This is a genomic window from Exiguobacterium sp. s143 (genome assembly GCF_018618895.1).
In the GTDB taxonomy this organism is placed as follows: domain Bacteria; phylum Bacillota; class Bacilli; order Exiguobacteriales; family Exiguobacteriaceae; genus Exiguobacterium_A; species Exiguobacterium_A abrahamii.
In genome coordinates, this window is record NZ_JACSMX010000001.1 from 582989 (window position 1) to 599678 (window position 16690).

17 protein-coding genes are annotated in these 16690 nt (G+C 45.8%); 2 read left to right on the forward strand and 15 right to left on the reverse strand.

Annotated features, from left to right (window positions below; translation table 11 throughout):
- Positions 1-48: 48 nt before the first annotated feature.
- Together KNQ03_RS03335 and prsW are read right to left on the reverse strand one after the other, a co-directional pair.
- Complete coding sequence (locus tag KNQ03_RS03335; RefSeq protein ID WP_214723564.1) at positions 49-705, reverse strand: flagellar brake protein; 657 nt, start codon at positions 703-705, stop codon at positions 49-51.
- Between the two features lie 19 nt (positions 706-724).
- Entirely contained in the window at positions 725-1402 is a 678-nt protein-coding gene (gene prsW, locus KNQ03_RS03340) for a glutamic-type intramembrane protease PrsW (RefSeq protein ID WP_023468651.1), read from the reverse strand.
- 168 nt (positions 1403-1570) lie between these two features.
- On the opposite strand from prsW, the gene KNQ03_RS03345 reads away from it, so the two are divergent.
- Complete coding sequence (locus tag KNQ03_RS03345) at positions 1571-2539, forward strand: asparaginase (RefSeq protein WP_214723566.1); 969 nt, start codon at positions 1571-1573, stop codon at positions 2537-2539.
- 53 nt (positions 2540-2592) lie between these two features.
- Here KNQ03_RS03345 and KNQ03_RS03350 read toward each other — a convergent pair whose 3' ends face one another.
- From KNQ03_RS03350 to KNQ03_RS03385, 8 genes are all read right to left on the reverse strand, one after another.
- Positions 2593-3582 carry a YpdA family putative bacillithiol disulfide reductase gene (locus KNQ03_RS03350; protein WP_214723568.1) on the reverse strand — a complete coding sequence of 330 codons (990 nt, stop codon included), beginning with the start codon at positions 3580-3582 and terminating at the stop codon, positions 2593-2595.
- Between the two features lie 121 nt (positions 3583-3703).
- A complete protein-coding gene (locus KNQ03_RS03355; protein WP_023468654.1) occupies positions 3704-4969 on the reverse strand; it encodes a Glu/Leu/Phe/Val family dehydrogenase in 1266 nt (421 codons plus the stop codon).
- A gap of 134 nt (positions 4970-5103) precedes the next feature.
- The gene (locus KNQ03_RS03360; RefSeq protein ID WP_214723570.1) at positions 5104-6048 is read right to left on the reverse strand and encodes a D-alanine--D-alanine ligase; all 945 of its coding nucleotides are present in this window, start codon (positions 6046-6048) and stop codon (positions 5104-5106) included.
- A gap of 139 nt (positions 6049-6187) precedes the next feature.
- Positions 6188-6778: an adaptor protein MecA gene (locus tag KNQ03_RS03365; RefSeq protein WP_195864803.1), complete on the reverse strand. Its 591-nt coding sequence runs from the start codon at positions 6776-6778 to the stop codon at positions 6188-6190.
- A 56-nt stretch (positions 6779-6834) separates the two neighbouring features.
- Positions 6835-7719: a MerR family transcriptional regulator gene (locus tag KNQ03_RS03370; protein WP_195864802.1), complete on the reverse strand. Its 885-nt coding sequence runs from the start codon at positions 7717-7719 to the stop codon at positions 6835-6837.
- 71 nt (positions 7720-7790) lie between these two features.
- The gene (locus KNQ03_RS03375) at positions 7791-7985 is read right to left on the reverse strand and encodes a hypothetical protein (RefSeq protein ID WP_023468658.1); all 195 of its coding nucleotides are present in this window, start codon (positions 7983-7985) and stop codon (positions 7791-7793) included.
- A gap of 43 nt (positions 7986-8028) precedes the next feature.
- Positions 8029-9459 carry a RecQ family ATP-dependent DNA helicase gene (locus KNQ03_RS03380; protein WP_251133295.1) on the reverse strand — a complete coding sequence of 477 codons (1431 nt, stop codon included), beginning with the start codon at positions 9457-9459 and terminating at the stop codon, positions 8029-8031.
- Positions 9459-10481, reverse strand: coding sequence for a YpbB family protein (locus KNQ03_RS03385; protein WP_214723574.1), 1023 nt, complete (start codon positions 10479-10481; stop codon positions 9459-9461). Before KNQ03_RS03385 ends, KNQ03_RS03380 begins: the two co-directional genes overlap by 1 nt.
- 228 nt (positions 10482-10709) lie before the next feature.
- Here KNQ03_RS03385 and KNQ03_RS03390 point away from each other — a divergent pair, with 228 nt between their 5' ends.
- A complete protein-coding gene (locus KNQ03_RS03390) occupies positions 10710-10958 on the forward strand; it encodes a ferredoxin (protein ID WP_029342027.1) in 249 nt (82 codons plus the stop codon).
- A gap of 129 nt (positions 10959-11087) precedes the next feature.
- Here KNQ03_RS03390 and KNQ03_RS03395 read toward each other — a convergent pair whose 3' ends face one another.
- The 5 genes from KNQ03_RS03395 to KNQ03_RS03415 form a co-directional block, all read right to left on the reverse strand.
- Positions 11088-12047 (reverse strand): ABC transporter permease, encoded by a 960-nt coding sequence (locus tag KNQ03_RS03395; RefSeq protein ID WP_023468662.1) that lies wholly within the window; start codon positions 12045-12047, stop codon positions 11088-11090.
- The gene (locus tag KNQ03_RS03400) at positions 12047-13117 is read right to left on the reverse strand and encodes an ABC transporter permease (protein ID WP_029342028.1); all 1071 of its coding nucleotides are present in this window, start codon (positions 13115-13117) and stop codon (positions 12047-12049) included. Before KNQ03_RS03400 ends, KNQ03_RS03395 begins: the two co-directional genes overlap by 1 nt.
- On the reverse strand, positions 13114-14643 hold the full coding sequence (locus KNQ03_RS03405; protein ID WP_029342029.1) for an ABC transporter ATP-binding protein: 1530 nt from the start codon (positions 14641-14643) through the stop codon (positions 13114-13116). Before KNQ03_RS03405 ends, KNQ03_RS03400 begins: the two co-directional genes overlap by 4 nt.
- Positions 14644-14709: 66 nt before the next feature.
- Positions 14710-15783: a BMP family lipoprotein gene (locus KNQ03_RS03410; protein ID WP_214723576.1), complete on the reverse strand. Its 1074-nt coding sequence runs from the start codon at positions 15781-15783 to the stop codon at positions 14710-14712.
- A gap of 129 nt (positions 15784-15912) precedes the next feature.
- A complete protein-coding gene (locus KNQ03_RS03415) occupies positions 15913-16632 on the reverse strand; it encodes a GntR family transcriptional regulator (RefSeq protein ID WP_023468666.1) in 720 nt (239 codons plus the stop codon).
- Between the last annotated feature and the right edge of the window lie 58 nt (positions 16633-16690).

The following is a 16690-nucleotide window of genomic DNA, read 5'->3' on the forward strand; positions in this document are numbered from 1 at the left end:
TTGATAGGGATTCATTCTTCCGAACGTTATCATAGCAAAAAAATGCGGTTAGGTGAATGGATTCATGCCCCTTCTTGAACTTTTCATTTGCATTTGATAACAGTGACGCAATACAAGTTCACGACTTCTGTCGGGAATCATCGTAAATTGAAATGCTAATTCATATCGTTCTTCGCGCCGATCAACTCGGACGAGTTCAGCGATGACATCTAACGTACTCGATATGCCCTCACTTGTAGGCAAAATGAATGTCATTTCCACCTCTTCCTCTTTTTGAACCGGTAATTGATCCGACAAGATCATCATCCCTCCAGCCGATAGATCGAGCGTCACCGTTGTAAACGGCTCGAACTGCGTTTTATGAGGGTGTACAGCAACATCGAGTATTTGCGGTACTCGGACGAACTGACGTCGTTGGATGCGTTCGATTTGATCATCCTTCGGTCGTTTCAAAGCATATCGTTGACCGCGAAGTGGATCATTTTGTCGTTCAACGACGACCGTATCAAATCCAAATAATTTGCCCTTCTCCTTAAAGAAATAAAATGAAACTTCTTCTTGCTCTGACAAGATGAATGTTTTGAGTGTCGCGACCTCACTCGGTGCTTCAATCCAAATCAATCGATTCGTCACAGCCGTCACCTTTGAGCGACCTTGTCGATCCTCACTATTCGAAAGCATTACCAAATCCCCGATTTCCATCATACTACTTCGCTCCTACTCTCTATTCGATGCCATCTGAATGTTGTTTTTTTCGTTTAAATCGCCGATTTAAACGATTGGCACCTCGTACTTGAAATAATCCAATCGTCCATAGGATGACCATGAAGACGATCGGCAAAAAAGATATACCACCATTTTCCAATATTAACAAATTAAATAAGATATGCGCAAATACCGGAAGCGCAATCGAGAGCGACAACCAGCGATAAGGATGAGGCGAGAATTTCGCCATCCCCATGAAGAATCCCATGATGACCGCAAACAAAGCATGACCAGATACGGGTAAGAGTGCCCGAAACAGCATATGTTCGACTGTTCCATTCACCATCAGATATAAGATATTCTCAAGCGTTGCGAACCCAAGTGAACAGGCTACCGCATAGATGATCCCGTCGTAATAATCATTAAACCGTTGATGGATATAGACCGTATAAAAGACGACAAACCATTTGGCGAATTCTTCCGTAACAGCTGTTCGAATCAACTGCACCTCTTCACGCCCACCAAATTCGGTCTGGACGATATAGTCGATGAACATCAAGGGAAAGACGAGTAAAATACCGAAAATGAAACTTCGAAGGATATAGCCGACTGGCTCCGATTCATGTTCGTGACGTAGATAAAAATAAGTTAGGAGTGCGATGCCTGGGGCAACTCCGGAGAAAACGATTTGAACCACGCTTCCTCTCCCCCTTTCTTCCTCATTTATAAGAATAAAGGTTTCTTGGAAAAAAGAAAACGTCCTCGTTGTTTCAAGAGGGAAAAAGGTTACAATATGGGAGAACGAATCGAATCCGTCATAGAAAGTAGGTGAAGGTCTTCTGTCTGTAGACAAGGACCCTTTAGCATGAAATCATTATTACTCATTCATACGGGTGGAACGATCGCCATGGCACAGGATCATTCTGGTCATGTCTTACCAAACGATATCAATCCACTCGACGCTTCACTCCCGCGTGCAACAGATATTGCCAACATTACGACGCGTCACTTCGCAAACTTACCTTCTCCGCATATGACACCTGACATCATGTTGCGTCTAGCCCATTTCATCGAGAGTGAGCTCAAGAAGGAACATTACGACGGTGTCGTCATCACTCACGGAACGGACACACTGGAAGAGACGGCTTATTTCTTACATTTGACGCTTGGTGCACCTGTTCCGATCGTTTTGACAGGAGCCATGCGTTCTTCTAATGAGGTCGGATCCGATGGTGAGTTTAATCTGATTACGGCACTTCGTGTCGCTGTCAGTGAAGCTGCGCACGGAAAAGGTGTCCTCGTCGTCTTCAACGGGGAAATCCATTCGGCATTCAACGTCACAAAAACGCACACGTCATCCGTCGATACATTCAAATCCGTTCATTTCGGAAATCTTGGGATGGTAACGAAGGATCATGTCTACTTATTCAATACACCGCTCTTGAAACAAACACATATGGTGACTTCGCTCTCAAAACGGGTCGCCGTTCTTAAAGTCTATGCCGGTATGGAACCCGACCTATTACTTGCTGTGAAACAACTCGGTTATGATGGACTCGTCCTTGAAGTCCTCGGTCAAGGAAATGTACCACCAAGTATCGTGGATGCCATCGCTGAATTGATTACCGTCATGCCGATCGTCATCGTCAGCCGTTGCTTCAACGGAATCGTTCAAGACGTCTACGGATATACGGGTGGTGGACAACAATTAAAAGAACTCGGCGTCATTTTCTCGAATGGACTGAATTCACAAAAAGCGCGGCTTAAACTGATGGTCGAACTCGAAATCGATGCTTCACAACTAGAACTCGAAGAATCATTCCGCGTTGAATAAATGAAAAAAACCTCTTGATCCGGAAATTCATCTTCCAAATCAAGAGGTTTTGTTTAGGCTTGTATCGATGCACCACGTAGCCGTTCAACGAGATGGTTGGCAATGTTTGCACCGTGAAAACGTCCATTTTCAATAAATATTTTATTGGCATCATATCCTGCTGCGACGACACCTGCGATGTAGATGCCCGGGACATTCGATTCCATCGTCTCTTCGTCGTGACTTGGAATACCTGTTTTACGATCAATCGTAATGCCTGTGTCAGCGAACAATCCGACATCGGGTGTGTAACCTGTCATCGCAAAAACAAAATCAGCACGGACGGTCTGTTTATCTCCATCTATTTGATAAACCACCTCTTGCTCCGTAATTTCTTCGATTGACGCTCCAAAAATCATCTTGACCTTTTCCGAACGAACGAGAGATTCGAAGTTCGGCAACACCCATGGTTTGATGGATGGACTATACTCCGGTCCACGGTAAAGGACGGTCACACGTGCTCCCGCTTTTTCAAGTTCAATCGCTGCATCAACGCTCGAATTTTTCCCACCGATAACGACGACATCTTGATCAAAATACGGATGTCCTTCCGTAAAGTAGTGCGAGACATGAGGTAATTCCTCTCCAGGAACATCCATTCGGTTCGGTAAACCATAATAACCTGTCGCAAGCACGACGGAGCGAGCTTCTCGGCTTCTTTTTTCCCCGGAACGCTCCGAGTGGATGATAAAATGATCCGCTTGACGTTCAATCCGCTCGACCGTCTCAAACGGACGAATCGTCAATTGTTTTCGTTTGACGACTTCTCGATAATAGACGAGCGCGTCGAGACGTCGCGGTTTTAATTCTTTATTGATGAACGGTACACCACCAATTTCTAACTTCTCACTACTTGAAAAGAACGTTTGATGCGTCGGATAACGATAAATCGCTTCGACGATATTTCCCTTTTCGAGCACTTCGACGTCTAGTCCCCGATCTTGCATTTCGATCGCTGCCGATAACCCACACGGTCCTGCACCGATTACGATACAATCTAACATTCGAATATCTCCTCTTCCGGTTGCTTTTTTTATATCTTAGCAAATCTCTACCATAGACGAAAGAAATTGCAATGCAAAACGCCCGCTCTTCGCAAAGAAGAAGCGGACGTTCATTATCATATTAGACCCAACCACGGAAACGAGATGCTTCCGCCATCTTCCGGACACCTACCATATAAGCGGCAAGTCGCATGTCGACATTACGCGTCTGCGCTGTCTGATAGACTTGGTTGAACGAGTTCACGAGTACTTTTTCAAGTTTCTCGTGTACTTCCTCTTCCGTCCAGTAATACCCTTGGTTGTTTTGGACCCATTCGAAGTAAGAAACCGTTACGCCACCACTCGAAGCAAGAACATCCGGAACGATCAGGATGTCACGTTCAGCGAGAATTTTCGTCGCCTCGTTCGTCGTCGGACCGTTAGCCGCTTCAACGACGATCGCTGCTTTGATATCGTGCGCATTGTCTTCTGTGATTTGATTCTCGATTGCTGCCGGAACAAGAATATCACATTCAAGTTCAAGCAATTCTTTATTCGAGATCGTATTTTTGAACAATGTCGTCACGGTACCGAACGAGTCACGACGGTCGAGTAGGTATGGAATATCGAGACCGTTTGGATCATGGAGTGCCCCGTACGCATCGCTGATCGCGATAACTTTTGCACCTAAATCATACATGAATTTCGATAAGAAACTTCCGGCGTTGCCGAATCCTTGAACGACGACACGTGCGCCTTCGAGCGAGATACCCTTTTTAGCAGCCGCTTCCCGAATCATGATTGCGACACCTTTCGCCGTCGCTGTCTCACGACCGTGTGAGCCACCGAGGACGAGCGGTTTCCCTGTAATGAAACCAGGTGAGTTGAATTCATCGATTCGACTGTATTCGTCCATCATCCATGCCATGATTTGCGAGTTCGTGAAGACGTCAGGTGCTGGAATATCCTTCGTCGGTCCAACGATTTGACTGATAGCACGGACATATCCACGGCTGAGACGTTCGATTTCACGGAAACTCATCTCACGTGGATCACAGATGATTCCGCCTTTACCGCCGCCGTATGGTAAGTCAACGATACCTGCCTTCAGACTCATCCAAACGGATAATGCTTTGACTTCAACTTCCGTCACGTTCGGGTGGAAGCGAATTCCACCTTTCGTTGGTCCAACGGCATCGTTATGTTGCGCACGATATCCTGTGAAGATTTTCGTCGAACCATCATCCATCCGTACCGGAATCCGGACTGTCAACATCCGGAGTGGTTCTTTAAGTAATTCGTACATCTCGTCTGGATAACCAAGTTTCCCTAGTGCCTCCTTGACGATTTCTTGTGTCGCTTCCAGTACGTTCTTGCGGTGATTCGCATGTTGTTGGTCAGTGATCATTCCAACGTTCCTCCCCATAAGTGGCATCCCCTATGCCGTTTCCTTGTTCGGATAAAGTATACTCTTTTCTCGAACGTAATGAAAGGGGTTACGCCTATATTTGTAAGCGCTTTCTCACTTCTTTTCCTAGGATATCATTGATTTGGTTGTTTTGTTTGACGATGTCGTTCGATCGCCAGTTCCATGAAATATTCGACCAATTCCGGATATTCGATTCCCACTGCTCGTGCACCGTCCGGGAATAAACTGGTCGAAGTCATACCAGGAAGTGTATTCGTCTCCAAGATGACTGGATTTCCGGATTCCGGTACTAGGAAATCAGATCGCGAGTATCCTGCACAGCCAAGGACTTGGTGCGCTTTAACAGCCCATTCTTGAAGTTTTTCTGTCGTTGTCTCATCCAGCTCAGCAGGACAAATATGCTCCGAACCTCCGATGGCATATTTGGATTCATAGTCATAAAAGGCGTTCTTCGGAATGATCTCGATGACCGGCAATGCTTTTTCTGCACCTTTATGACCGACGACCGGCACTGTCACTTCACGCCCTTTAATGAACTGTTCGACAAGCACTGCATCGTCCGCTTCAAAGGCTTTAGCGATTCCTTCACGTAACATCGTCTCATCTTGAGCAATCGTCAATCCGTTTGATGAGCCTTCTTGTGCTGGTTTGACGACACAAGGAAATTGACCATTCCACTCTACGATTTTTGCTTCGATATCATCTCCACGCTCTAACAGCACATCACGGGCGATCGTAATGCCTGCTTTATCAAAGTGAACTTTCGAACGTGCCTTATCCATCGCTAGCGCTGACGCTAACACACCTGAACCTGTATATGGAATGTCTGCCAGTTCAAGCAATGCTTGTACGCGTCCATCTTCACCAATTTTCCCGTGAAGAGCGATGACAGCCACATCTACATCCAGCTGGAAGAGTTCATGCGCTTGATCAGGGTGGAAATCAACAGCCGTGACCTCATGCCCTTTACTGTTTAATGCTTCCATGATCGACTTTCCACTGTTTAATGAAACCTCCCGTTCTCCTGAAGTCCCACCGTATAATACTGCCACTTTCATCCTACTTCACTCCTTCTTCTTACGTTCAATGATTATCATACCATCCTTCTGACGATGAAAAAATACAAAATGGTGCCACTTCCAGCAGAACACAAAAAGGTGCGGCATCCCCCTATGAGGGAATGTCGCACTTGATGTTTTACATATTAAACTGTTCAGCTATCGTTGCGACGGCATGTTCCGCCTGAATCGTTTTCCCATACTCCGCCATGACAAGTGGACTTTTCGGGCTCGGTTCACCGTATTCAGACAAAATCGTCGTCACCGTCTGCTCGAGCGCCTCATTCATTCGTTCTTGGAAATAGAGATAATAGCTTCCCTCGAAGAAGTAGAGGCTACCACCTGTCTCTGTACGAGGCATATGTCGCAATAATCCATGACTCGCTTGAATGACGTCTTCTAGCGATTGTAGAGCATATAAGACGTGATGGACGATATCAACTGTCATACGGATTTCGACTTGATCGAACTCCTCGTTCATCTCTTCTGGCAAATCGCCTTCACGACGTACATCAACGAGCATCCCGTCATTCGGAAAGAATGTAACGAAAAATTCGAGTGTTCCCGCTGCTTGAAAACCAAAATTCGATTCGGCTTCTTCTAATAGATTACGCAATAAAGCTTGTCCCTTCCCGACAGCCAACGTTTCTGGTCGAACGTCGTGAAGCGATAACTCCTGCTTTGTGATGAAGACACGAAGGTGTCCTTGTTTCATTTGTTCAAACCTCATATAGACTCCTCCAGTCAAAACCGGAAACCTGATGTCTCCGTTCGCTATGAATCATACTATACACCAGTTGTCGGAGTGAGTCGACTTAACCAACTTTTCCAAGATTGATCGTCTGCACCAAGTAAATGTGGACCATACCGTTCCGGCAGCTGATCGACCGCATAACCTCCAAGACCAATCTCAAGATCCGGAAAATCAGCCATCAAACGTGCCAGCGCTTCATCGAGCAACGGTAAATGATCCGATAACGTGCAGGAAAGAATAACGGCTTTCGGTTGCAGCTGGTGTGTGACCGTCACCAAATCCTGAACCGGTATACCGGAACCGAGGAAAATGACATCAAATCCAGATTGTCGTAAATAAAGTGTAAAGAAAAGTAGTCCGAGTTCGTGTTCTTCTTCCGGCGCACAGACACAGACGATTCGTGGTAAGAACGGATTGATCGGCATCTGTAACGACAATGTCGAAAGGCGAGCTCTCAGAAATGCCGTCGCAAAATGCTCGTGCGCAATCGTGATCTCACCCGACTCCCACTTCACTCCGATCTCATGCAAAAGTGGACCGACGATGTCCTGAATCACTTTATCGAAGCTAAACATCGAGAATGCTTTATTCATGATGTCATGCGCATGTCGTTCTTCAAAGTTCGTCAATGCCTGAAATAACTGATCTCGCAGTTCGACTCCGTAATCGTGCGGTACTTCAGCCCGATTGACAGGCATCTCATACAACTGGATTGCTTTAGAGACAGATAACCCCTCTTTTTGTTTATCGACGATCCAGCGTAATTTCGCGACATCGTTATCACTATAGATGCGATGTCCGGATTCACTTCGATCCGGATCAAGCACCTGATATCTCCGCTCCCAAGCACGAATGGTCGTCGGGTTGAGTCCCACTAACGCAGCGACTGCTTTGATATTATATTTCCCACGATCCATGCATCGTGCCTCCTTCCCCTTCCTTTCTAGTATACGCTGAAAGGAAAAAAATCTCCGTTCACAATGTGCCCTTACATCATGAAACCGATGGAGACGAAGGCGATGATGATCGTGATCATGAGCACCGTCAACGTGATTGCTAACGGATTTTTTCGAAATGGTTGTTTTAATCGCTCGTTTCGAACATGTTCGATACGCGAAGAACGCGGTGGAAGTGACTGATCCTCTTCGTTCTGATGCAACCGTCTCTGATCTTGTTTACTCAATGTTCATCACCTTTTCTTGAAAAATATAAGGATATTGTCTAGTTTACACCGAATCTAGTGATGAAAAAAAGACTTGTTCTAAACGCAATTTCCAATCTACCGGTTGATGCGTCCTTCTCTGCACTGGACTTTCCCACTCAATCGTTCCACATATATCACAACAACGTGGTTGTACGATTGCCTGCTCATCAAAATGATGCAACAACATCGAACGGCGACATTCGTTCCGGTGAATGTAGTCCATCATCTGGTTGATCTCTTGTCGTTTCAATTGTTTACGTTCTGTTTGCCACTGGATGATGCGTTCCTTCGACCACCCATTCTCGAGTTGTGATTTAAGTAAGCGGTATGCCGGATCTTCCGGATTAAAACGAAAACCACTTTCCATCTTGGCATAGGATTCGCCTTGATTCATTCCTTGTTGCAATTGATCGATCCACAAGACGGGCGCATATTGCGTGTCGATCAAGTACGTTTGTAGTTGTTCATCTTGAGCAGCGTAAAGTAAGATCGCAGTCGCCTCTTTACCGTCACGTCCGGCACGTCCGACTTCCTGCATGTAAGCTTCGATCGTCGCAGGCATCGTATAGTGAATGACCGTACGGACGTTACCTTTATCGACACCCATTCCGAACGCACTCGTACACACGAGACAATCAATCTCATCATGAAGAAACTGTTGTTGAACAAGCTGGCGATCTTCTATCGTCAACCCAGCATGATAATAGGTCGCGCCGTCAATGATTTCAGCAATTCGTTCCGCTTCTTTACGGGTTGTCGTATAGATGACGCATGGGCGAACGATGCGTTCCATCCACCGATTGACTGCCGCATCCTTTTCTTCTCGATCCACGCGATCGACAACGTATTGGATTTCTGGTCGGTTGACAGAACGACGGATGATTTGTGGCTCATGCATACGCAGTTGTGTTCGAATATCTTGCTCAACAGCACGCGTCGCTGTTGCGGTTAAAGCGAGACATGGTGGAAGGCCAAGTTCTTGTCGAATGTGACCAAGTCTTGCATACTCCGGTCGAAATTCGTGTCCCCATTGGGAGATACAATGCGCCTCATCGACGACGAAGAGCGCGATATTGATCTGTTTTAGCCGAGCCCGAATCTGCGGCAGCGCCAGTTGCTCCGGTGATAAGTAAAGATATCGTAGATGTTCGAGTACAGATAAGATCTGCTCCTTCTCTTCTCGTGTCTCGACAGAAGTTAATTTAGCGACAGATCGCTCCCCTCTGCGCTTAATTTGCATAACCTGGTCTTCAATCAACGAGAGTAACGGAGACAAAATCAACGTCAGTCCTTCATTTTGTACATAAGACGGAAATTGATAACAGACAGACTTTCCTCCACCAGTCGGCAAAATTGCTAGTGTATCTGTTCCGTTTAGGATGGAATCGATGATTTGGCGTTGTCCAGGTCGAAATGCTTCGTATCCAAAATGACGATGCAATAACGCTTCCATTAAATCCCCTCCCATTTACTACGTGCTAACACCAATCGAATCTGAAAATAAGATATCTCGGATTGCATCTCACTCTTGATCCGCTTCAGCGCGTAAGTTCCGAGTCGCTGTGCAATCTGTCGAACCTCTTCTTGCTGAGATAACGTAACAAAATGATCCAGCGGAAACGAAGGAGCATACATTGCAATCTCAACGAGATGATCTTCCATCGTACTATTTTTTAATCGTCTTCGGATCGCAACCGCTTCAACGGTTAATCCCTGTTGTAATAACTCCCATGTCGTTTGCGCAGACTGGGTCATTTTTGACGTGTGTAGATCAACACCTATTTGCTTTAGAAATGGTGTTTTTTCTAAGTCATCGATGCACTTTCGCCAAGCGATCGTAAATTCGTATTGAACACTCTCCACATCCGTTTTCATCATTTGAGCTAATTGCGGATAAGACCATCCTGCCTGCACGCCAGACAAGCGGTAACTGATTAATGTCGCTTCTCGCTCTGGTAAGCGCTCAAGGAGAACTATCAACTCTTGGTGCATATGATGTAACCATTCTGCTCGATTCGAGATGGTCGGAAGAACACTTTTTACCCATTCACGGATGATGGTTTCCTGTTGCACAGGAATAAACGGCTGTTTCGCTTCCAAACAAACCATCGTTTGAACCAAAAGGCTGAGTCGTTTCCACATCATCTCAGCATAACCACGAAGTTCACCACCTAGTTGATCAATGGTCGCACGATCCGTTTGCTCTACTAGTCGCGCGCCTTCGTACGTCAGTCGCAGTGTCTCTTGCCGCTCAATCCAATTCTTCTGCGCAAGTTCAGCCAAGATTGTTTCGAATCGCTGTTTATTGACTAATACAGTACCGAATACCGACTCTAAATCATAAAAATGAGCATCTTGCAGAGAAGTCGCTGATTTCTTTCCTTGAAAAACATGATAAAGACTGCGGTCAGATCGTTCATTTCGAAGGCGCTGGATCGATTCCAGAAAAATACGCTCGAGTAAAGAAACTTCCATATGTCACGCTCCCTCCTGTTGTATGTCGTTTCCAAATCAAAGATGATATGCTATTCCTGTTTCATCGTTACGTTTTAGAGAGGCCGTTTGCGGGCATGTGATGATATATACATTTTCTGCTGTCACTTGTGCTTCGTCATTGAAATGCAACGATGAGTCCGATACAATGACATATAGATGAGAACAGCGTGTTTCAATAATGTTTTCGTATAGAGAGGAGACCGTTCAATGGCTAAATTTACGATTGTCGACAAAGATACTTGCATCGCTTGTGGTGCTTGTGGAGCAGCGGCACCAGATATCTATGATTATGATGATGAGGGTTTGGCGTATGTCATTCTTGATGATAACAATGGTACTGCCGAAATTCCAGAAGCATTATTCGACGATATGATTGATGCATTCGAAGGTTGCCCGACGGATTCAATCAAAGTAGCAGATGAATCGTTCGAAGGCGATGCGTTAAAATTCGAATAAGTGAATAAAAAAAGATGTTTCCTCGCGAAGCATCTTTTTTTATTGGACTTTTTCTCATTCAATCTATCGATCATCTAAAAAAAACGGATGTCACCAATTGGCAACATCCGGTCTATGATTAGTAAAAATTTAGCGTTTACCTTTGATATACGGTACACCGACAGCTTTTGGTGCATCCGCACGACCAACGACACCAGCAAGTGCTAAGATCGTCAATAAATACGGCGCAATCAACAGATACACTTGTGGAATTTGATCGAGTAACGGCAATTGCTGACCGATGATCGAAATCGCTTGAGCGAACCCGAAGAAGAGGGCTGCCCCCATGGCACCGAGTGGGTTCCATTTTCCGAAGATCATCGCCGCAATCGCGAGGAAGCCTTGACCGAGAATCGTCGTCACACTGAAGTTCAATGAAATCGACGTCGCGTAGACAGCACCAGCAAGACCGCCGAAACCACCAGAGATCATAACGCCGATGAAACGCATCTTCGTGACGTTGATTCCCATCGTGTCCGCTGCCATCGGGTGTTCCCCGACAGAACGTAAACGAAGACCAAATGGTGTCTTGAAGATGATGTACCATGCGACGAACGCGAGAACGATCGCGATATACGATGTGTAGTAGACGTTTGCGAAGAACATCTTCAAGACTGGAATATCAGACAAGAATGGTACATTTTCTTTCGAAATCCGGTTTGGAATCGAATCTGTCTGTCCTTTACTGTAAAGTGCACGGACAAGGAAGATCGCAAGACCAACCGCAAGCAAGTTGATCGCTACTCCAAGAACCGTTTGGTCTGCTCGGAAGAGGATTGCTGGAATCGCAAGGAACAGTGAGAAGACCGCTCCGACGACGATCGCGATGAGCATCGCAAGCCAAGGACTCGCAGCACCTAAGCCCATTTTCGATAAAGTCAATGCCGTGACGACACCTGTGAAGGCACCCATGACCATTAATCCTTCTAACGCGATATTGACGACGCCAGAACGCTCACTGAAAATGCCGCCAAGTGCTGCAATGATTAACGGAGCCGAATAGGCGAGTGCGATTGGCACGATGATATAAAGTACTTCAAGAAAGCCCATTATTGACCGGCTCCTTTCGCTTTTTTAGATTCTTTCTTAACCGTGAACTTCTCGATGACGAGACGAATCGCGTAACCCGAAGCCACGAAGATGATGATGAATGCGATGATAATTTTGATCAGTTCCGGTGGAATACCAATCTGTTGCATCGACAGACCACCGATGTTGAGTCCTGCAAACAGTAACGCCGCGAGAACGACACCGATCGGGTTATTCGCACCTAACAAGGCAACCGCGATTCCGTCGAATCCAACACCTGTGAAGGACGCGTTCAATGTCATGTTTTGGAACGTCCCAAGACCTTCCATCGCTCCAGCGAGACCTGCGAACACACCTGAGATGACGAACGATAAGATGATGTTTCGGTTAACGCCCATCCCTGCATACTCTGCAGCATTTTTATTGAATCCAACTGCTCGGAGTTCATAACCAAGCGTTGTTTTCCACAAAATGAACCAGAAGACGAGGGCAGCGATGACTGCGATGAAAATCCCGTTATGCAATCGTGAAAAATCCGTCATCTCTTGTAAGAACGGTGAAGCAAGGGATGCTGATTCCTTGACTGACTCCGTCCGCTCGTTCGTAATACCGATGACATGACGTAAAATATCATTCGTCACATACAACGCGATATAGTTCATCATGATTGACGTGATGACTTCATGCACGTGGAACTTCGCTTTTAAGATACCAGGAATCGATGCCCAAAGTGCACCTGCTAAACCTGCTCCAATTAGAGCAAGCGGTAAATGAATCGCCATCGGTAGATCAAACTCAATCCCGATCCAAACTGCGACCATCCACCCGACGAGAACCTGACCTTCAACCCCGATGTTAAAGAGTCCAGTTCGGAAAGCAAACGCGACAGCAAGACCGGCAAAGATCAACGGAGCTGCTGCTCGCAATGTTTCACCGATGCTGTATGGTTCGCCAAAAATACCATAGAATAACTGATCAAAACCGGCAATTGGATCATACCCGCCGATGACCATGACGATCGCCCCGACGACCATTCCAAGGATGATGGAAAGAATCGGAATGAGGATGCCGTAAAAACGCTCTAACTTCATGAATGACCTACCTCCTCTTTCTTACCGCCGGCCATCAAGAAGCCAAGCTCGATCTCATTCGTTTCTTTTGGATCCAAGAAGGCAACTGTTTTTCCTTCATAAAGAACGGCAATCCGATCTGATACTTGAAGAATTTCTTCGAGTTCGAATGAAATCAACAAGACAGCGCGACCTTTTTCGCGTTCAAGAACCAACTGTTCATGAATGAACTCGATTGCTCCGACATCAAGACCACGTGTCGGCTGTGCTGCAATCAATAGGTCTGGTGAACGATCGACTTCACGCGCAATGATCGCTTTTTGCTGGTTACCACCTGACAAGGCACGAGCAAACGTCTCTGGACTTGGAGTTCGGACGTCGAACTTCTCGATGAGCGTTTTTGCTTTTTCCATGACTTGTTTATAGTTCATGATGCCTGCTTTTGAATACGGTTGTTTGTAATACGTTTGTAAGACCATGTTATGTCCGATTGAATAATCGAGGACAAGTCCATGTTTATGACGGTCTTGCGGAATGTGACCGACACCTGATTCCGTCACTTTACGTGGCTTCAAGTTTTTGATCGATTTATTGTTGAGGAAGATTTCTCCACTATCCGCTTTACGGAGACCAGTGATGGCTTCAATCAATTCCGTTTGCCCGTTCCCGTCGATTCCGGCAATTCCGACGATCTCTCCGGCACGAATGTCGAGATTTAATCCATCGACGGCTTTGATGCCGCGACTGTCCTTGACGACTAGATCCTTGATGTCGAGAACGAGTTCTTGTGGAGTTGCCTTGGAATACTCCGCATTAAAGTTGACTTCACGACCTACCATCATTTCAGCAAGACGCGACTGTGTCATCGTCTCATCGATATCGACCGTTCCGATATACTTACCACGGCGAATCGTCGTACAGCGATCAGCTACTTCCATGATTTCCTTCAGTTTGTGCGTGATGAGGATGATCGACTTTCCTTCTGCGATCAAGCGATTCATGATCTGAATCAATTCTTTGATCTCTTGTGGTGTCAAGACAGCAGATGGTTCATCGAAGATCAAAATGTCTGCACCACGGTACAACGTCTTTAAAATTTCAACACGCTGTTGCATTCCGACTGAGATATCCTCGATTTTTGCATCAGGATCAACAGCAAGACCATACTGTTCAGAAATCTGGCGTACCTTCTCACGTGCAGTTGCACGGTCGATCTTAATTCCGGCACGTGGCTCTGCACCTAAAATGATGTTTTCAGTAACAGTGAAATTTTGAACGAGCATGAAGTGTTGGTGCACCATACCGATTCCAAGATCGTTCGCGACGTTCGGACTCGTAATATTGGCTTTTTCACCACGTACACGAATTTCTCCAGCCTCAGGCTGATACAAACCAAATAAGACGTTCATCAGCGTCGATTTTCCGGCACCGTTTTCACCAAGTAAAGCGTGAATCTCACCTTTCCGAAGCTGGAGCGTGATATTATCATTTGCGACGAAACTGCCAAACTCTTTTCTAATGTTCAGCATCTCAATGACGTATTCCAAGAAAATCCACTCCCATGTTTAGTTTAAAAGGGGGAGCCGCAATGCTAGCGACCCCCGCTTTCATTATTATTTCAGTGACGCTTCGTATTCTTTGTACTCGTCGTCTGTCGCTGGGACTTTAACGTCGCCATCGATGATTTGTTTTTTATACTCTTCGACTTTGTCGAGCGCTTCTTTCGAAACGTTGTCTTTCGAAGGTGCGATATCAACACCGCCGTCTTTTAGACCGAACTCAACAACTTTACCTGCTGGGAAGTTGCCGTCTTTCGTATCTTTTGAGACTTGCTCAACAGCTGTATCGACACGTTTGACCATTGACGTCAATGTGACGTTCTCTGGCATACCTTCTTCGACTTGGTCACGGTCTACACCGATAACCCAAACATCCTCACCGTTTTTCTTACGGTTTTTCGCTTCTGTGAATACCCCTTGTCCTGTACCACCAGCTGCATGATAGATGACGTCGACTTTTTTACCGTACATACCTGAAGCGATCGCTTGTCCTTTTTCAGCAGCGTTGAAGTCTTCTGCATATTGAACTTCGATGTCAGCGTCTGGGTTGACTGCTTTAACACCTGCTTTGAATCCACTTTCGAACTTCTTGATCAAGTCAGAGTTAACGCCGCCGACGAATCCGACTTTATCTGATTTCGTCGTCAAACCAGCAACAACACCAACGAGGAACGATCCTTCGTTTTCTTTGAAGACGATTGACGCGACGTTTGGCTTGTCAACGACCATATCGACGAGTGCGAAGTTGCTCTTTTTGAACTGATCCGCTACTTTACCGATATCTTCTCCCATCAAGAACCCGATACCGAGGATCAAGTCGTATTTAGCACGAGCTAATTGCTGAAGGTTTGGTTGGTAATCCGATTGTTTTGCAGATTGAAGATATTTGTAGCCAGTACCTTCTTTTAGGTCGTTGTCTTTTCCGAACTTCTGGATACCTTCCCAAGCAGATTGGTTGAATGATTTATCATCCACGCCGCCTGTATCTGTAACCATACCCACTTTAAAGCCTTCTGATTTGCTACCGCTACCTGAATCTTTTGAATCGTCGTTGCCACCACATGCTGCAAGGACCGAACTCATTGCTAAACCTGTTGCTGCTAATGCGAGAAGTGACTTCTTTTTCATCTGGAAAATCCCCTTTCGAATATGGTCATACAAAGTTCAAGACTACGTCTAGCACCCGAGGCTGGCGATGAGGAGCGTTACGTAGGTTATGACGGAAAGCGCTTTCAGTATTCATCCTAAAACAATGGCTCACACACGTTTACGGATGACGTGGAAATCAAACTTATCTGCTCGGAAATAGTTCGCTGAAAAAAGAACGGAACGGTCGAGCTCATCATAATGCGTTTGACGCAAAGCGAGCAGAGGTTGGTCCGTATGTAATTGTTCAGCGATTTTCGGATCAATACGTGGCTCGATGTGCGTCACGGCATGCGTGACACGTCGTCCAAGTTCTTTTTCTAAAGCATCAAATAATGATGTCGAAGAGGTGAACTGCTCTTCATTTTTAATATAATGGCTTGGAATCTTATCGATACAATAGACGACAGGAACATCCCCTGCGAGTCGGATTCGTTCGATTCGATAAACCAATTCATCCGGACCAAGTTGAAAACGCTCTCGGTCGCGCTCAGTCGGTTGGACCATCTCGGATGATAACACTTCTGATGTCGGAACCATACCTGCGCGCGCAATCATTTCTGTTACGCTGTACAATTCTTCGATTCCAGAAGTAAACGGTGGTCTTGCATTGATAAACGTACCGACACCGTGTTTACGGATGACGATGTTCTCATCTTCAAGAATTCGTAAAGCCTCTCGAAGAGTAGCTCGACTGACGCCAAGTTGCTTTGAAAGTTCAAACTCTGAAGGGAGCTTCTCGCCTTCCTTGTAAACGCCGTCATCGATGTCAGACTTGATCTTTTCAATCACACGTAAATAAAGCAAACGATGATCTAATTTAATCGACATGACGCATCTCCATCCTCTATCTAGTTGTAACCAGTGCTCAGACTTCTGACGTATGAGA